This is a genomic window from Chryseobacterium gregarium DSM 19109, from assembly GCF_000430845.1.
GTDB lineage: Bacteria > Bacteroidota > Bacteroidia > Flavobacteriales > Weeksellaceae > Chryseobacterium > Chryseobacterium gregarium.
Window position 1 is genome coordinate 276482 of record NZ_AUMU01000003.1, and the last position, 18319, is coordinate 294800.

At 38.7% G+C, this 18319-nt stretch carries 16 protein-coding genes; 4 read left to right on the forward strand and 12 right to left on the reverse strand.

Going from position 1 to position 18319, the window contains the following annotated elements; genetic code table 11:
* Nucleotides 1-28: 28 nt before the first annotated feature.
* Nucleotides 29-781 (reverse strand): SMI1/KNR4 family protein, encoded by a 753-nt coding sequence (locus tag H561_RS0106360; RefSeq protein WP_027386247.1) that lies wholly within the window; start codon nucleotides 779-781, stop codon nucleotides 29-31.
* A 512-nt stretch (nucleotides 782-1293) separates the two neighbouring features.
* On the opposite strand from H561_RS0106360, the gene H561_RS0106370 reads away from it, so the two are divergent.
* Together H561_RS0106370 and H561_RS0106380 are read left to right on the forward strand one after the other, a co-directional pair.
* Nucleotides 1294-2322, forward strand: coding sequence for a LacI family DNA-binding transcriptional regulator (locus H561_RS0106370; RefSeq protein ID WP_027386248.1), 1029 nt, complete (start codon nucleotides 1294-1296; stop codon nucleotides 2320-2322).
* A gap of 122 nt (nucleotides 2323-2444) precedes the next feature.
* The gene (locus H561_RS0106380; RefSeq protein WP_027386249.1) at nucleotides 2445-2747 is read left to right on the forward strand and encodes a hypothetical protein; all 303 of its coding nucleotides are present in this window, start codon (nucleotides 2445-2447) and stop codon (nucleotides 2745-2747) included.
* Between the two features lie 196 nt (nucleotides 2748-2943).
* Here the strand turns inward: H561_RS0106380 and H561_RS0106385 are convergent, their stop codons facing one another.
* Together H561_RS0106385 and H561_RS0106395 are read right to left on the reverse strand one after the other, a co-directional pair.
* Nucleotides 2944-3537, reverse strand: a complete 594-nt coding sequence (locus H561_RS0106385; RefSeq protein WP_051349319.1) for a dual specificity protein phosphatase family protein — start codon at nucleotides 3535-3537, stop codon at nucleotides 2944-2946.
* 424 nt (nucleotides 3538-3961) lie between these two features.
* Complete coding sequence (locus tag H561_RS0106395) at nucleotides 3962-4348, reverse strand: winged helix-turn-helix transcriptional regulator (RefSeq protein WP_027386252.1); 387 nt, start codon at nucleotides 4346-4348, stop codon at nucleotides 3962-3964.
* A gap of 128 nt (nucleotides 4349-4476) precedes the next feature.
* Between H561_RS0106395 and H561_RS0106400 the strand changes: the two genes are divergently transcribed.
* Nucleotides 4477-5268: an SDR family oxidoreductase gene (locus H561_RS0106400; protein ID WP_027386253.1), complete on the forward strand. Its 792-nt coding sequence runs from the start codon at nucleotides 4477-4479 to the stop codon at nucleotides 5266-5268.
* Between the two features lie 65 nt (nucleotides 5269-5333).
* Entirely contained in the window at nucleotides 5334-5654 is a 321-nt protein-coding gene (locus tag H561_RS0106405; protein WP_034761552.1) for a hypothetical protein, read from the forward strand.
* A 1561-nt stretch (nucleotides 5655-7215) separates the two neighbouring features.
* Here H561_RS0106405 and H561_RS23900 read toward each other — a convergent pair.
* The 9 genes from H561_RS23900 to kduI all read right to left on the reverse strand — a co-directional run bounded on the left by H561_RS23900 (nucleotide 7216) and on the right by kduI (nucleotide 17666).
* On the reverse strand, nucleotides 7216-7368 hold the full coding sequence (locus H561_RS23900; RefSeq protein WP_155845752.1) for a hypothetical protein: 153 nt from the start codon (nucleotides 7366-7368) through the stop codon (nucleotides 7216-7218).
* Between the two features lie 378 nt (nucleotides 7369-7746).
* The gene (locus tag H561_RS0106410) at nucleotides 7747-9360 is read right to left on the reverse strand and encodes a UxaA family hydrolase (RefSeq protein ID WP_027386255.1); all 1614 of its coding nucleotides are present in this window, start codon (nucleotides 9358-9360) and stop codon (nucleotides 7747-7749) included.
* Between the two features lie 6 nt (nucleotides 9361-9366).
* The gene (locus H561_RS0106415) at nucleotides 9367-10830 is read right to left on the reverse strand and encodes a tagaturonate reductase (protein WP_027386256.1); all 1464 of its coding nucleotides are present in this window, start codon (nucleotides 10828-10830) and stop codon (nucleotides 9367-9369) included.
* A 309-nt stretch (nucleotides 10831-11139) separates the two neighbouring features.
* Complete coding sequence (locus H561_RS0106420) at nucleotides 11140-12669, reverse strand: MFS transporter (RefSeq protein ID WP_027386257.1); 1530 nt, start codon at nucleotides 12667-12669, stop codon at nucleotides 11140-11142.
* Between the two features lie 22 nt (nucleotides 12670-12691).
* Nucleotides 12692-13351: a beta/alpha barrel domain-containing protein gene (locus tag H561_RS0106425; protein ID WP_027386258.1), complete on the reverse strand. Its 660-nt coding sequence runs from the start codon at nucleotides 13349-13351 to the stop codon at nucleotides 12692-12694.
* Between the two features lie 255 nt (nucleotides 13352-13606).
* Nucleotides 13607-14614 (reverse strand): sugar kinase, encoded by a 1008-nt coding sequence (locus tag H561_RS0106430; RefSeq protein ID WP_027386259.1) that lies wholly within the window; start codon nucleotides 14612-14614, stop codon nucleotides 13607-13609.
* A gap of 9 nt (nucleotides 14615-14623) precedes the next feature.
* Nucleotides 14624-16021 carry a glucuronate isomerase gene (uxaC, locus tag H561_RS0106435; protein WP_027386260.1) on the reverse strand — a complete coding sequence of 466 codons (1398 nt, stop codon included), beginning with the start codon at nucleotides 16019-16021 and terminating at the stop codon, nucleotides 14624-14626.
* Between the two features lie 18 nt (nucleotides 16022-16039).
* Nucleotides 16040-16822, reverse strand: coding sequence for a gluconate 5-dehydrogenase (locus H561_RS0106440; RefSeq protein ID WP_027386261.1), 783 nt, complete (start codon nucleotides 16820-16822; stop codon nucleotides 16040-16042).
* A gap of 7 nt (nucleotides 16823-16829) precedes the next feature.
* Nucleotides 16830-17666 carry a 5-dehydro-4-deoxy-D-glucuronate isomerase gene (gene kduI / locus H561_RS0106445; RefSeq protein ID WP_027386262.1) on the reverse strand — a complete coding sequence of 279 codons (837 nt, stop codon included), beginning with the start codon at nucleotides 17664-17666 and terminating at the stop codon, nucleotides 16830-16832.
* Nucleotides 17667-18319: the final 653 nt, after the last annotated feature.

Consider the following 18319-nt stretch of genomic DNA (forward strand, 5'->3'; position numbering starts at 1 on the left):
TCAAGTTATTTGCCTTGTTAGGTCCTTATCATTCATACTCTTTTAGATAAGTTACCAACTTTTTTTCAATAAAGTCAAATAATGAATTTGCTGTTTTTATTGCTTTAGGCGGCCGGTATCCGTGGGCAAGAATATATATGCTGTGATTTTCCAAACTGTATAGTAATTCATCGCCATCGCCGGACAGCCAAAATTCGCCCAAAACCAGATATTGTCTTTTCTGAACAGTTTCTATGGTTAATTCTTTAAAATCAATGTAAACACCTTCGAATTTTAAGCATGATACGTTTAAATTCCATGCTATAAGATCCTCGGGCAGCTTTATGGAAAGTTCTTTTTCTTTATGCTGAATCGCTTCCCGATTTACTCCTTTTTCAATACCATCAGCATTACCGTATGATTTGATTAATTGTCTGAAAAATCTTGGGTAACGGTCTTTTAGATATCCGAATTTGTTTTCAACTTCTTTCTGAAGCTGTTTTTCTTTTTGTTTTTCCGATTTACAGAAATCATCAAATTCTTTTTCCCACCCTTTTTTATAAAGGTCAGATAATGAAGTGTTGATTCCTTTTGACTGTAGCCAGTTGAAGGCCGCCAGCTGACCTATGTATAAATTTCTGATATCACTGACATTTATAGGCTTTATTTTAAGAAAAGCGGTTCTCCCGCATATTTTTTCTATGGCATCTTTATGGGTGATAAACCAACTGAGCCATTCCCCGGCCATGAGTTTCCCCTCTGAAAGGCTCTTGAATTTTTCAATCACTTCTTCCTGCATCATATGGTAGTGGTAGGTTTTGCATTTAAATGTATGATAATTTTCAGAAAAAAAGGGGTATTATGGATTTACATTAAAATGTTATAATTTAAAAGTATAAATTAATTAACTTTAAATAATATTATTATGGAAAATCAGATTCAGTCATAAGCAAATCATTAAAGTAGTAAGGCAATACGATATCAGAATCAACAATAAAAAACTTCGCAGATTAATTGATATCATCCGTTATAAATTTCACAAATAGCGAAGTGGATACTACGGAATAAAATTTTAGAATTTAAGTGTATAAATCAATCAGAATGAGAGATTGTGAAACTAAAATAATTTTGATAAGGCCTAAAATATAACCTTAAATAAAAGAAAATTAATATTTTAAGTGCATTACACTCAGCATCCTTTATACTCTTTTTTAAAATACACAACAATTCCTTTTTCGCGACATAATTTTAATTAAATTTACGTCTCTAATGTATATCGGTCCGATAGACAGGAAACCTCTGCAAAAAACGTGTATGAATAAAAAAAGTGCCACCATATATGACATCTCGAAAAAGCTCAACGTAAGTGTGGCAACTGTTTCCAGGGCATTGAACGACCATCCGAGAATAAGCCAGGCAACGAAAGACCTGGTGAAGAAAACCGCCAAGGAAATGAACTATAAGCAAAATAATCTTGCCAAAGCTCTGAAAAGCGGGGAAACGAAAAACGTAGGGATCATCGTGCCATACATCAATACCAATTTCTTCTCATCGGTGATCCGGGGAATTGAGGAAGAGCTTTCTCCACACGGCTACCACGTGATTATCTGCCAGAACCATGAGGATGTGAATGTTGAGAAAAGGCACTTAAATACCCTGCTTAATGCGCAGGTGGACGGAATTTTCATGTCGGTTTCAAAAACAACGGTTGATACGGAACACATCCAGAGCATTCTGGATACGTCAAATACCCCTATTATATTTTTCGACCGTAAAAAGGATATCGGAGGAATCAGTACGGTAACGATTGATGACTACCGCGGCGGCTATATGGCTACTGAACATCTGATCAGTGAGGGATATAAAAACATCTGTCATTTTTCAGGTGACTTAAATCTTGAAATCTACCAGAACCGTCTGAATGGTTATAAACAGGCTCTGGCTGACCATCAGTTACCCGTAAAGGAAGAGAATATCATCACAACGGGAAGTTCTATTGATGCCGGGATTGAAGCGATCAAAACACTATGGAACAGAAAATCTATTCCCGACGCCATTTTTTCTTCAAGTGACTTTGCCGCTTTGGGTGCCTGCCAGGAGTTAAAAAAACGAAAGATTAAAATTCCCGAAGAAGTTGCCGTGATCGGCTTTTCCAACGAACCCTTTACCCAATTTATGGAACTTGCGATGAGTTCCGTAGACCAGACGCCCGTAACCATGGGGAAAATGGCCGGACAGGTTTTTATAGAAGGGGTAAAAGAAAATGGATCAGGGATTTCTACTGAGAAAAAAGTGGTTTTGGCACCGCAGCTTTGTGTAAGGAAGTCTTCGAAAAGAAGATAGTTTTGTTTTTTGCACAGTATAAATATGGATCTGGATAATCAATCTCTTTATATTATTCTCGGTGGTATTAGTCAGATTACTTTGTGGCTATTTTATAAAATACTGAGAAATAGAAAAGTATTTTGATAATATTACTACTAACTATTCTGATTGCTTTATTCGGTTATCTCAATATCGGCCGTGAATCTTTAAAAATGGTAAAAGGCAATGCTGCGGCATGGACGTTTTTACCATTATTATTTATGATTTATTACTGGATATTAAGAAACCTGTTTCTGATAATTTTTGGAAATGAGCCGCTAATGACAGGTTATATGCAATCAAGTTGGGAACAAGGTGAGTATAGAAGATTACATGCAGGAGATGCTGCCTTCACTGTGTTAACTTTAATTTTACCCTTTTTAACGATTTTATTTTTTCAATGATAATATATCTTATATTGGCTCATTGACGATGTCATAGAATTATAACCTGTGATTCATTTGTAATTGATATATGAAATACAGATTGTAAAATCTGCAATATCATTTCTGCAATGTTGATAAAACAATAAAATGTTCACAGTAAGCAAGAACAGAATACTCGCGGATTCTAAATTATCCTGTTGAATAAATTGTTTATTTATTTCTCCAATCCTCTTTTTTGATAGTTCAGAAGGTAGATTCCTTTTTCAGAGCTTTTTGAAAAATTGCTTCCCAATTCCCAAAACAGGCGTGCCTTGGCTCTTGCGTTTTCATTAGTGAAATTTTCGTATTCAATTCTGTAAATAGAACTGAATAGGCGTGAACGCCCTACCCCATGGTGACAATGGATAAGGACAGGATAATTTCCGGAATTATCCATAATCTTTAAAAATTTCTGAACCGTACTGTCTTCAGGGATCTGGTTGGTGGGCAGATTAAAATAATGTACCCCGGCAATCTGATCGGCTGCATATTCCTCTGCATTTACCTGCTTTTTGGTCTCGGGATTTAAGGCGGTCTGCACCAGGCCGTCACGCAGATCAATAATTGTTTTTATCTTGTAATCACTAACGACATCCGCCAGTTTTTCCGGCGGAACTGCTCCTGAATTATATACTTTATTTTCTGATATCGTTACCAGGTTATACCGTATTTTTTTCTGATACAATACAAATGCCAGAATCAGGGCCGCAATAATAACCAGTGAAATGAATATCCTTTTCGTTATATTATTTTTGAAACTTAGATTCATAAGGCTTTGAAGATTAGATTTTAATTGCTGCGAATCTACAATCTTTTTTAGAATTTTGATAAAGCTTTGTATTGATTAATGAAAATGCGTGTAATTTTTGTTTGTTTGTGTTTGTAATTGTAAAGTTTCTAAACCGCCCCATACTTTTCTTCGAAAAAATCCACCCCTCCAAGGGAGGGGAATTTTTGCAGTGCATAAGGTTCTACTGCTTTTCAAATTTAGAAAATTATTGAAACAATACCATCTGAACCTGAAAGCCGAAAAGGATGGATGCTGGATTATTTTAAAAGACCTGTGAACATTTTTCCAGAGTTCAAAATTTTAAAATATGGCATAATCTTAATGACATTGCACTCGCGCCACCGTGGGGTAATCATTTTAGTTCGTTATTTAAATAAAATAGTAGCAACTCAGCTTTCACTCCTCATTCTTCCAAGCGAAGCGACTCGCTTTCTGCGTTCAAACGATTCAAAATAACGGTACGTAAATGCGTTTCGTTTTTATCGCCCCAGATTCCCAACTGCAAAATTACCGGAATAACGCTTTTACCCAATTCCGTAAGACTGTACTCAACTTTGGGCGGCACTACAGGGTAAATTTTCTTGGTAATCAATTCATGACCTTCCAGTTCTTTTAACTGTATATTCAAAACCCTCCTCGTGGCATTGGGGATTTTACGCTGCAATTCACTGGGTCGTTGATGTCCCTGATCGATAAACCAGAGCAGACGTATTTTCCATTTGCCGTAAAGTACCTCACCGATCAGATCAAGGCCGCAATTTAAGTTCGGGATTATTTTTCTCTCATACATATTGCGAAATTAAACGTATGTTCCGATTTGCACAATAGGGGAATAATTTATCCCTATCTGAATCGTAATTCCGTACTTGTACAAACTGTTTTTATACCCCAATTTTGCCCTATAAACAAATTATAAAAATGGAACAGTTTAATTTCAACAATGAGTTATCAGGCAAAATTGCTTTGGTAACAGGAGGTACAAAAGGAGCCGGAAAAGCTATTGCAGAAAGACTATGGCAAGCCGGTGCAACAGTAATCATTTCGGCAAGAAATGCACCGGAAGAAGAAAACAGCAATCAGCATTTCATTGCTGCTGATTTGAGTACTGCGGAAGGAACACAGAAAGTAATCAGTGAAATAATGTCTGCGTATGGCCGACTGGATATTCTGATCAACAACCTTGGCTCTTCCACAACACCTGCCGGTGGCTTTAATGCATTATCGGATGAGGACTGGGAATCTACGTTAAAGGCTAATTTACTTGCTCCTGTAAGACTGGACCGTGGGTTTTTGCCACAAATGATTGAGCAGAAAAGTGGGGTTATCATCCACATTGCTTCCATTCAGGGTAAGCTTCCTCTGTACGATTCTACTTTGCCTTACGCCGCTTCAAAAGCAGCATTGAGAAATTACAGTAAAAGTCTGTCGAATGAAGTGACTCCAAAAGGGGTTCGTGTTCTGGCTGTTTCACCGGGGTGGATCAATACCTCAGCGTCTGAAGCATGGTTGGGCGAAATTGCAAGAAACGCAAACAGCACAGTAGAAGAAGCGCAACAGGGCGTGATGGCTGCACTGGGCGGAATCCCTTTTGGGAGACCTTCCGAACCGAAAGAGGTCGCTGAATTTGTAGGCTTTCTTGTATCTCCAAGAGCCGGCTATTTAACAGGAACCGAATACGTCATCGACGGTTGTACCGTACCTACTATTTAATCATTTTAAAATACACTACACTGAAATCGAAGATTCACGAACACAATAAAAACAATATTAACCCAGTGAGTAAATTACCAAACATCATCTCAGAATTAGTAAAGACCCAAAATGAATTTGACAGCGCTGCCTATGCAGACTGTTTCGCCGAAGAGGCCCAGGTATCTGATGAAGGCAAAACGCATAACGGAAAGGCAGAAATTGAAAAGTGGATCGACAAATCCAACAAAGACTATAAAGCCACCATGGAGCCGCTAGATTATGATGAAAAAGAAGATATCTTGTCTGCAAAAATTGCAGGATCATTTCCGGGCAGTCCTCTGATTCTGAAATTTCATTTTAAAATTGCCGAGGGGAAAATTCAGAACCTGAAAGTAACAGGATAAAAGATCTGTCTGGAAACCCCAATGTTTTAATATGCAGGGCTGAAGTGAAAATTTCAGTCCTTTTTTTGCTTAATCTCACTAAACATTTCTCGGGATCAACTGTGGCTGTTTCAAATATGAAACAGTAATACGAGGGAGATGAATTACTATCGCATATAAGTCTGAAATTGTAATCAAATTAAGAAAATACAGAAAAATATTCGACAAAAGACTATGTGTGGAAATTCCCCTCCTCTGGAGGGGTGGATCAATTTTCAGAGAAAATTAGGACGGGGTGGTTTAATACCCATAATGCTGAATAATAAAATCCTCCAAATCTTTCATTACCTTACCCAAATTATTCTTCACATCAAAATCTGTAACTCTAAATATTTTCAAACCCGATGTCGCGGATTTACAATCCGTGACTTTTCAATTTAAAAAATTTTGTACTTTTAAATAAAAACACGATGGCTACCATGCTGAAGAAGTTTTTTCAAATAAATGGATTAAGCAAAAGATAAATTATATTCATCAAAATCCCGTAAAACAGAAAATAGTGGCAGAGCCCGAGCATTACTACTTCAGCAGTGCCAGAAATTATGCAGAATTAGATAATGCTATAGATGTTTTTGTGGTTTTTATGAGGTGATTTACTATGTGTTGTAGTCACGGATTGCAAATCAGCGACATCGGGTTTGTAACCGTGACTTTATGATATTCTAAGCGCAAATCTGCTATCGATATGCTATAGTTACTGATTTTAAGAAGAAGAAGCACGGTTGCAAATCCGCGCTATCTAAGAAACAGTTGTTAATATTTAAATATAAGAAACTTAAGCACACAACTATTTCTTTTTTACAATATTTTACAAGTTTATTGATTGAACTCAGGCTTTTAAGAAAAATCTACTATTAATCATAACAAGCTATTAATTGACCCAATTTAAAACAACAGTTCGGTAATGAGCAATAGATATAACCTGTAGGACATGCTCCTCCACTTGGAGGAATCGCATATGGATATTGACCAGTGCATTGATCAATTGGAGGCAATACTTTCTCAGAACCTACAATTTTACTCAAATCGTTTCTCTTAATTTTTTTCAAATTTTTCATAATAATTAGTTTTTTGGTTTATTTTTTCCTACTCTATTATAGTTTTTCAGATTACGCTTTTAATGAGATTTAAATGTAAAAAATAATTCTGACATAGATGATTTATTTTTAAATTAATTAACTAATTCAAGTTGATTTTTAATACGTTTGTAATATTCTACCTTTAATACATGATTTTCCAGATGTGATAATCACAGAGTACAAAATACTAAGCACGGATTACAAATCCGCGCTATCGACTTTTAATTTTGGATTGTAGAGAAGATTTTTTACAAAGTTTTTACGTATAGAGATTCCATTGATGTGGGTTAATGTTTCTTTCATTGTTGTGTTTTTTCTTTTTATTCTTTAAACCACCCCGTCTTTTTTCTTCGAAAAAATCCACCCCTCCAAGGGAGGGGAATTGTGATGTGTGTTAGAATGGTGAGTCTTTAATTCAAATTTAGAAAATGTAAGACAAATATTCAATAAAAACCTACATGTGAGAATTCCCCTCCTCCAGAGGGGTGGCGAAAATTCGAAAGAATTTTTGACGGGGTGGTTTGTTTGTGCAGGAACAGAAAATGGGTTTTGGTTTCGCTGTCACGAGGAGAAAGCTCAATCCCACGTGGGTCCATAATAATTAGCTTTTTTTTAATCACTTTAATAAATATTACCTTTTAAAATACATATAGATATACTTTAAACAACTAAATATATTGAAAGGAAAATAGAAAATATCATTAAAATAATTGATATTAATTGTATTCTCGAACCAATCATTTTTGAAATAATTAGGTATAAAGAATACCCGATGTCGCAGATTTGTAATCCGTGACTTTATGATAATATTCTAAGTGCAAATCTGCTATCGACATGTTAAAGTTATTGATTGTAAACCTATTATAAGATGAGGAATAAGCACGAATTGCAAATCCGCGCTGTCGACAAAAAGAAAATGCTCCCTACCGAAGCAAGAAGCATTTTCAATCCTAATATTTAATATAATTAACCCATTACAAAGAGACCCCTCGTCTCCATGGAATGAAATCATTCTGGTTAAGCTGGTCGGCTTTGGTTTTGACCTCGCCGCTGGCTACGTTGATGATGAGTTCAAGAAGTTCGTCTGCCGCTTCAGGAATTGTTTTTTCCCCACTGATCACCGTACCTGCATTGAAATCAATAATATCCGACATTTTTTCTGCTAACACTGTGTTGGAAGAAATCTTCACAACCGGAGAAATAGGATTCCCCATCGGAGTTCCAAGACCGGTCGTGAAAAGCACCACTGTTGCACCTGAACCGACCAAAGCCGTTGTACATTCAGCATCATTTCCGGGAGTACACAAAAGATTCAGACCTGGTTTTGTGGCATATTCTGTAAAATCAAGGACTTCCACAATGGGGGCAGCGCCGCCTTTTTTGGATGCTCCCGCAGATTTCATCGCGTCGGTAATTAAACCGTCCTTGATATTTCCGGGGGACGGATTCATATCGAAGCCTGACCCTGCCGCAACCACAGAGGCTTCAAAATCTTTCATCAGTTTCAGGAATTTTACCCCGTCTTCATCGTTGATGCAACGGTTTACCAGCTCCTGCTCTACCCCACACAATTCAGGGAACTCGGCCAGCATGGTGGTTCCGCCAACTGCCGCCATAATATCGGAAACTTCGCCCAAAACAGGGTTCGCAGAAATTCCTGAGAAACCATCTGAGCCACCGCATTCCAAACCAATGTTCAGCTTGGTAATTGATGCTGGTTTTCTTTCTATTTCGTTGGCTTTTTTAATGCCTTCATAAGAATCTTTAATAACACCGGTCAGCATTTCATCGATGGTACCCGATTTTTGCTGTTCGTAAACGACAATCGGTTTTTTGTTATCCGGAGCCAGTGCATGCAATGAATCCATGAAAATCTGTACCTGAAGGTTTTGACACCCTAAGCTAAGAACCGTTGCGCCTGCAACATTCGGATTATTCACATATCCTGCAAACAGTCTTCCCAACGCTTCAGCGTCCTGACGGATTCCGCCGCAGCCGCCCTGGTGTGTGATGAATCTTGCATCGATATTTTTAAATATTCTTGTATCCGGCTCGTCTTCTTTCACTTCAACAGTTGCTCCACCGTTCAATAAGGAACGCAGTAATAATTGGTGTTTGCTGGCTTTATCGTGAAGCAATTCTTTTTCGAAAATATCCTTCAGCGTTTCGATATTCTTGTTTTCACAGAATACCAACGGGAAAAACAGCCAGACGTTTTCTGTACCTACCTGTCCGTCTTCACGGTGATAGCCCATAAAAGTACGGTCTTTCCACTTGTCTACATTGGGTGGCGTCCAGCCTAAAGTAGCGGTTTTCCCGACCACTTTTGCACTTTGGTGCTTTACGTTTTCGGTGGTAATTACTTCGCCCTGTTTGATGGATTGGTTGGCTTTTCCAACGATGACACCATACATTAAGATATGGTCGCCATCCTCAAAATCTGCGGCAGCGAATTTATGTTTTGCTTTAATATCTTTAAGAATCGTATAATCTGTACCGTCCAGGTGCACCGATTCTCCGGCAGGCAAATCCAACAGCGCTACAATAACGTTGTCTTTGGGATTTACTTTCAGTACTTTCTTTTGCATGATTTTTTAAGAATAAAATTGAATAAAATTTTTGTAAGCAGTTTCCATATCATGGTGGTCGATTTCGTACAATGCTTTTGCAACTGTTGCTTTCAGGCCTTCAACCTGGGTAAGGTCAGTATCCCAGAATAGTTTTTCGCTCAATGCCTGCTCTGAAACGACTTCGTAATCTTCGTTTTTCCAGATTTCCTTGAATCTGTTGACGATGGCTTCTTCATCATTCAGAGGAAGAGATTTTTCACCAAAACTTCCCTGATAGAATCTGATTAAACTTGCCAGAGAAAACGTTAAGTTCAGCGGAAGTTTATTATTTCTTTCAACATAAGTCAATAAACTCGGAACGACTCTTACTTTAAATTTAGAAACAAAATATAAAGCGATGCTCGCCAGATGATGCTTGATAAAAGGATTTCTGAACCGGTCGAAAACTTCTTCCGCAAAATCCTTCAGCTCAGTTTCATCTAAACCTAACGTCTGATTGATTTCATTAAAAATAGAATCCCTTAAAAAAGTTCCGATAAACTGGTCATCAATCGCTTCTTTTACGATTTCTTTTCCTGCTAAAATCCCCGGAGCCAACATCAACGTATGTCCGCCATTCAGGATTCTTACTTTTCTCAGACGGTACGGCTGAATATCATCCACCACCAGAATCTGCTCGTTGATTTTGTCGAAAGGAATTCTTTCTTTTAAATTTGCCACATCCTGAATCACAAAAAGTAAGAAAGTCTCAGAAACCACCATCATTTTATCTTCATAATCCAGTTGGTCTTCATACGATTCCACATCATCTTTCGGATAACCCGGAACAATCCTGTCAACCAAAGTATTATGGAAATAATTATTCTGATTAATCCATTGCGCAAAACCTTCTTCTAAATTCCAAAGTTGAGCATATTTCAAAATAATATCTCTTAACGCAAAAGCATTGTTTTCGATCAGCTCACAAGGAATAATTCTTAAACCTTTGTCTGCCGCTCCATTGAAATGCCTGTATCTTTCATGAAGTAAAACCGCTACCTTCGCAGGGAAATTTTTATGCGGGCCTTCATAAGAAGTCTCTGTTTCATCGTACGCAATTCCTGTTTCCGTGGTGTTTGAAAATACAAATTCAAGTTCTTCTTCTTTTGCTAATTCTAGGAAACTACTGTAATCTACATAAGGATTGATCGACTTCTGAATAGCCGAAATCACGGATTTCTCATCGATAATTTCTCCTTTTTTAATTCCTCTTGTGAATAATGTGTACAGATTTCCCTGCTCTTCCAGTTTATGGACCGAACCGTTCGGAGTCGGCTGAATGTTGACAATTCCGGCATCGAAACCTGCTTCTTTGTTTAATCTATCAATTATATAATCCGTAAATCCGCGCATGAAGTTCCCTCCGCCGAACTGTACGATTTTGATGGGTAATTTTGTATTGAGTCCGCTGTTCTGGCGGTTTAATTTTTGTTTTGTCTGATCTTCCATTTTCTAATTTGAATTAAATTGTGTTTTTAATTCTGTCTAATCTTTGCTGAATGTTTTTTTTAAACGCAAAGTCCGCAAAGATTTTTTTTTAATGCTTGAGGTATATTTTTAAGTCGCAAAGGCGTTTGACTACGTCGAATCTACGATTTCACTTAGCTAAGAACTTAAAGCTTTTTCTTTGAATCATTAAGATTTATTAAGGAGTTAAGGTTATTTAAGGGGAATAAATTTCTTAAGCTTGAACTTCAATTTACCTGCAGATTCTTAATCTTTCCTGACTTTCTTAATTCTTCTTAATGGTTTTAAATTCTATTTACTGATCACCTTATATTTCGGCACCAATGATTTCATGACCACCCAGGCGATCAGGTAAGCGACTGCACAGATTGAGAAAATAATCATATATCCTTTATCAATTCCGTCTGAGACTACCGCTCCGGATTTTTTCAGCTGCTCAAAAAAACCTTCCGGTAACCGGTCGTTAATATACTGCGGATATTTTTCCAGCAACGGAACCCCGTCAACGGTGGACCAGGCTTTGTGCGCATGATCAAACAAAACTCCTGAAGATTTATTAATGATAAATGAGCCGATTCCGCCTGCCATGCCGCCGATTCCCGTAATCGTTGCAATGGCTTTTTTCGGGAACATATCGCCGACGGTCGAGAAAATATTGGCTGACCAAGCCTGGTGAGCTGCTCCTGCAATACCGATAATTAAAACCGGAAGCCAATAAGTGATTGTCCCTAAAGGTTGTGCCAAGAGAGCTAACAAAGGAAAAAAAGCAAAGATCAGCATGGCTTTCATCCTTCCGTTATAGGCATTCATTCCTAATTTTTCAACAAAATATTTTGGAAGCCAGCCTCCGATGATGGATAGCAACGTAATCATGTACAATACGAATAACGGCAATGCGCTTTGTGTGGAATCCATTCCGTATACCGAACTCAGATAAGCCGGCGTCCAGAATAAGAAGAACCACCAGACCCCATCGGTCATAAATTTTCCGAAGGCAAAAGCCCAGGTCTGTCTGTAGCTGAAACATTCTCTGAACGTAAATACCTTTTCCGGAATGGAAGCATCTTCATTGGGAAGATCGTCCTGATCCTGATTGATATACGTTAATTCGTGCTCGTTTACTCTCTTGTGTAAATGAGGTTTTTTGTAAACAAATACCCAAAGTCCCATCCATACAAATCCCAGTGCGCCGATAATGATAAATGCCCACTCCCAACCCATTGATTTGGCAATGAACGGAATGGTGATGGGTGCTGCTAAAGCGCCTACCGTTGCTCCTGCATTCCATATACTGGTAGAAAACGCTCTGTCTTTTTTAGGGAAATATTCCGCCGTTGTTTTAATGGCGGCAGGGAAATTTCCTGCTTCACCGATTGCCAGTACGAAACGGGCAAAGATAAATAAGGTAACACTCGTGCTGATGATGGCAGAGGTATTGGAAACGGTTGCAATTAATTCTTTCGAACCGTGGAAGCCTGCCAGCCAGTTTCCGGTAAGGATTCCTGAGGTTGCCACTCCGCAGAATGCGTGCAAAACGGCACCGATCGACCAGACTCCGATGGCCCAAAGAAACCCTTTTTTGGTATCCATCCAGTCCACAAACTTTCCTGCGAAAAGCATTCCCACGGCATAGAATATGGAAAATAGTGCGGTGATGTTTCCGTAATCGTTGTTATTCCAGTGAAATTCGGGTGCGATAAAGTCTTTCCACGTCAGTGACAAAACCTGGCGATCCAGATAATTGATGGTGGTGGCAAGAAATAAAAGTAAACAGATTGTCCACCTGTATTGAGTCGGTTTAAGCGATTTAACTGAACTCATAGTTAATGTAAGAATTTAGTTATTATTTTAAAGCCTGAATGATGTCCAGTACTTTTTTGGTTTCATTTTCAATGGCGGCATAATCTTTTGCGGCCATGAGGTCTTTACTGACCAGCTTGCTTCCCATTCCTACGGCAGAAACACCGGCTTTGAACCAGCTTGCAATGCTTTCATTTGTGGTGTCCACACCACCGGTCGGCATAAATTTCAGATTCGGGAAAACATCTTTAATGGCATTCATAAATCCTGGTCCCAAAGCGTTTCCTGGGAATAACTTAATGAAAGTTACACCTGCAGTTTCAGCCGCAATAATTTCGGTTGGAGTCATACAGCCCGGGCTGTATAACAGATCTTTCGGAATTAAAAACGCAGCCACTTCTGCTACAAAACCCGGACTGATAAAGAAATCTGCGCCCGCTTTGTAATAATCTTCAGCTTGTTTTACATTTTTAATGGTTCCGATTCCGAGAAGCATTTCAGGCATTTCGGCGTTACGGATTTCTACCATTTTTGTGAAATTATGCAACGCAGCTTCTCCACGGCTGGTATATTCTACCGCACGGATTCCTGCTCTGTAAAGCGATTTTAATATTTCTAAAGTTACCGTTTCATCAGCATTGTAATACAGAGGCAAAGCTCCCTGATTGATAATGGTGTTGGTAACCAATTGAATTTTTGTCATTTTGTTTAATTATTTTGTTAAAATAATCTTTGATGAGGTTTTATCTATCCTTTAATATGCTGTACCTTCAAGGCCTTTATTAGCTTGATTTTTTTGAACTCAGAGTTCACTAAGGTTTTTTACTGCTAACTGTTTTTTTAGTTTCACAGAGCCGCTTCCCTTATAAAAGACCATTAAAATTTTAAATATGATGACTTGTTTTATTTTGAAAAACTTCTTAAGCCATTGCCAAAAGCTAACAGACAAAAGCTAAAATTACCTCTTGATGCGTCCTCCGGAATTTCCGGCCATGACTTCGAGAATATCTTCTGCACTGCAGTAATTGATGTCGCCTAGAATGGTGTGTTTAATGGCGCAGGCGGCGTTGGCGAAATTCAATGCTTTTTCGTTATCAAAATTTAATAAACCATAAATCAAACCTGCGGCAAAAGCATCTCCTGTTCCGATTCTGTCAACAACATTGTCTATTTCTAAAAATTTAGTTTCAAAATAATTTCCGTTAATCAAAGCTCTTCCCTGCGTTTGCTGGGAACTCGCCGTAACCCCTATTCTTATTTTGTCGAAAATTTTATGAATAGAAGGACACTGTTTTTTTAATTCTTCACAAGCTTCCATAAAACCTTGCTGATCTGATAAAAACTGAGTTCCCAAAATTTCATTGATCTCATTTACGCCGCCGATGAAAATTGTTGAGTAAGAAACCAGTTCTTTTAAAACTTCGTTTCCGTTTTTTCCATATTTCCAAAGGTTGGAACGGTAAGCCGGATCGGCAGTAACTTCAATTCCCATTTCACGGGCGGTCAACAAACCTTCTTTCAAAGTTTCGTAAGCACTTTCAGAAATTCCCGGACTGATGCCTGTCCAGTGGAAATATCCGCAGCCTTCCAGCGCTTTTTTCCAGTCTACCTGTTCGGGTTTGATGTTGGCAAAAGAACCGTTCAGCCTATTGTAAGCAATTCTGCTCGCACGCACTGAGGATCCTACTTCCAGGAAATACAGTCCCAGAGGATGTTCATTTTTATTGATAAAAGCAGTGTTGATCCCAAAACTTTTAATGAAAGACAATGCTGATTCTCCTACAAAATCATCAGAAACATTACTGACGTGGACAACATCGCAGCCCATGGTGGCCAGTGAAGAAGCAACGTTCAGCTCTGTTCCGCCAAAAAAGAATTCCATTTCGTGGCTCTGCTTCATGGTCCGGTTTCCCGGTGGTGAAAGCCTCATGATGACTTCGCCGAAAGTAAGTATTTTGCTTCCCATAAATTTCAGTTAAAAATCGAAATAATTTTTAGCATTGTGGTAACAGATATCGGAAATGGTTTTCCCGATCAGTTCCATATCGTCCGGCAGTTCTCCGTTTTTCATTTCTTCCCCGAAAAGGTTGCACAGCACCCTTCTGAAGTATTCATGCCTCGGGTAAGAAAGAAAGCTTCTGGAATCCGTCAACATGCCTACGAAACAGCTGATGAGACCCATGTTGGAAAGGGCATTCATCTGCCTGATCATGCCGTCTTTCTGATCCAGGAACCACCATCCTGAACCGAACTGCACTTTTCCTTTGATGCTGCCGTCATTGAAATTCCCGATCATGGTGGCGAAAATTTCATTGTCGGCAGGGTTTAAATTATATAGAATTGTTTTGGTCAGTTTGTCTTTTCCGTCTAAAGCATTTAATAATTTAGACAGCGTTTCAGCCTGCACGAAGTCACCGATAGAATCCCATCCGGTATCCGGGCCTAAAATTCTGTGCATTCTTTCGTTGTTGTTTCTCAATGCTCCCAGGTGGAACTGCTGCACCCATCCGAATGTATGGTAGGTTTCGCCCAGGAATAATAAAATAGCCGTTTTGAACTGGTTCACCTGTTTTTCGGCAATTACTTTTCCTGATAACTTATCCGTGAAAATGGTATTGACCTCTGCTTCCGAAGCTTCTTCAAAAGAAATATTGTTCAGTCCGTGGTCGCAGAGCCTGCATCCGTTTTCGTGGAAATATTCAATCCTTTTAAGTAAAGCGTCACATAAAGTCTGGTAAGAATTGATTTCAATTCCTGCCGATTCGCCTAATTTGGAAATATAATCTGCGAAATTGTGGTTTTCAATCAGGATCGCTTTATCCGGGCGGAATGCCGTGCTTACTTTAATCTCGAAATCACTTTTCGCCAGATCCTGGTGATAATTTAAAATATCAGTCGGATCTTCTGTGGTACACAGAGATTCCACATCCATCATTTTCAGCAAACCTCTGGTCGACTTTTCCGGGGTCTGAAGCTGTGCGGTGATGTTTTCATAGATTTCCGAGGCGTTGCTTTCATTCAGCAATTCGTCAATTCCGAAATATCTTTTCAGTTCCAGGTGGGTCCAGTGATATAAAGGATTTCTCAGCGTGTGGGGAACCGTTCCGGCCCAGGCCTGGAATTTTTCTTTGTCGGAAGCGTCTCCGGTAATGAACTTTTCGTTCACGCCCATCGTACGCATGGCTCTCCATTTGTAATGGTCACCGGCAATCCAGACCTTAGAGATATTTTCGAAAACGGTGTCTTCTGCAATATCTTTAGGGATGAGGTGATTATGGTAATCGATAATCGGCTGCTTTTCTGCGTAGTTGAAGTACAGTTCTTCAGCGTATTTATTCTGTAATAAAAATTGATCTGTTATAAAAGGTTTCATTCTTTTCTTGTTCTGTGGTTATTCATTAGCCGGTTTTCCGATGGTCGCCAGAATTCCTCCGTCAACGTAAATAATCTGTCCGTTAATGAACTTACTGGCATCGGAAGCTAAGAAAATAGCAGTCCCGGCAAGGTCTTCCGGGTTCCCCCATCTTCCTTCCGGCGTCCTGCTGATGATGAAATCATTGAACGGATGCCCGTCTACGCGGATAGGTTCCGTCTGGGAAGTGGCAAAATACCCGGGACCGATTCCGTTCACCTGAATGTTGTGTTTTGCCCATTCTGTTGCCAGGTTCTTGGTCAGCATTTTCAGTCCGCCTTTCGCAGAAGCGTAAGCCACTACATTATCCCGGCCCAGCTCGCTCATCATGGAGCAGATATTGATGATTTTTCCGGATCTCCTTTTGATCATGTGTTTGCCGACCAGCTTCGACATGATGAAAGGACCGGTTAGATCTACATCAATGACTTTTCTGAAGTCTTCTACTTCCATATCAATGGCCGGAACACGCTTGATGATTCCTGCATTGTTGACCAGGATGTCTATTTTTCCGTGGGTAGCTTCCATAAGCGCTACTTTCTGGATGGCTTCCAGCTCGTCTGTAACATCAAAAATATAACCTGTTGCACGGTATCCTTTACTCCGGTAATACTCCAGTGCGGCTTCTAATTTAGAAGGGGTTGTACTTGTGATGGCCAGTTCTGCCCCTGCTGCGGCCAGGCCTTCCGCCATGGCCATTCCCAAACCGTGGGTACCGCCTGTTACAACGGCTGTTTTGCCGGATAAATCAAATAAATTCATTGGGAAGTTACTTTAGTTCATTGGTTTTAACACCGTCCATATCGCCATAGTCCATATTTTCTCCGGCCATTCCCCAGATAAAGGTGTAGTTTGAAGTTCCGGCTCCTGAGTGGATTGACCATTCCGGAGACAGTACCGCCTGCCTGTTGGTCATAAAAATGTGGCGTGTTTCATCTGGCTGCCCCATAAAATGGCTTACCGTCTGCCCTTCTTCAAGATCGAAATAGAAATAGGCTTCCATTCTTCTGGCGTGGCTATGTGCCGGCATTGTATTCCAGATGCTTCCCGGCTGAAGTTCCGTCATTCCCATCTGAAGCTGGCAGGTTTCCAGTACGCTGTTGACGATTAGTTTATTGATAACGCGTCGGTTGGCGTATTTTTCTTCACCCAGCTCTACAATCTCAGCTTCGTTTTTGGTGATCTTCTTTGTAGGGTAAGTATGGTGCGCAGGTGCAGAGTTGATGTAAAAATAAGGCTGTTCATTGCCTGTTCTTTCAAAAATAACTTCTTTCGCTCCTTTACCGATGTATAAAGCTTCTTTATTTCCAAGCTCATATACTTCGCCGTCTACGCTTACTTTTCCGGCACCGCCGACGTTGATAATGCCCAATTCTCTCCTGTCCAGGAAATGTGCTGCTTTCAGATCATCGGTAGGTTCCAGTTTCAGAGCTTTTGAGGAAGGCATAATACCGCCTACAATAAGTCTATCATACATAGAATAAACCAGTTTTACCGTATCTTCATTAAATAAATCATGGATCAGAAATTCCCTTCTGAGATCTTCTGTAGTATACTTTTTAACATCTTCAGGATGATGGGCGTAACGAAATTCCGAATTTGTCATACTTTTTTTTACTTTCTTTATTGCGGTTTTATCAAAACCTGTTAAACATTGCGTAATCGATTGCATAAAATTACACTAAATTGAGCAGAAATACTTGTGGGATAAATATATAATTAATATTTAACCTGTTAACAAAAATTTAATTTTAATTTTCAATAAACTAAAAATCAATTATTTAAAACTAAAAACTAAAACAAACCAGGTAGAAATAATGCCTGAAAACATTATTTTCTTTTACCAAAATCGATATTAAGTTATGATACAGTTTTAAAATATGCATAATATTTTGCCATGGTATCGGACTGTTGATTTAGCAATAATAATATTATTTACATCATTATATAACTCATAATATACAATAAATTTAACAATCAGATAATCCTGAAGAAATTATTCAGAAAAAGATGATAAAAATCAGGAAAAAGTTAAAATACTTCCCTTTGAATGTTAATTTCGGGACATTATCAAAGCTAAAATCCATATCATTTTAAGGAAATTTTAATATGTTAAAAGTAAATTGATTGATTTTTATATTAGATTAAATAATATATTCATTATTAGTTTACGGTACATAATGTAATAAAAATCAATTATTTAAATATAATATTCAAACATTATTCTATCCGTTATGAAGTATCGAAAAAAATTATTTA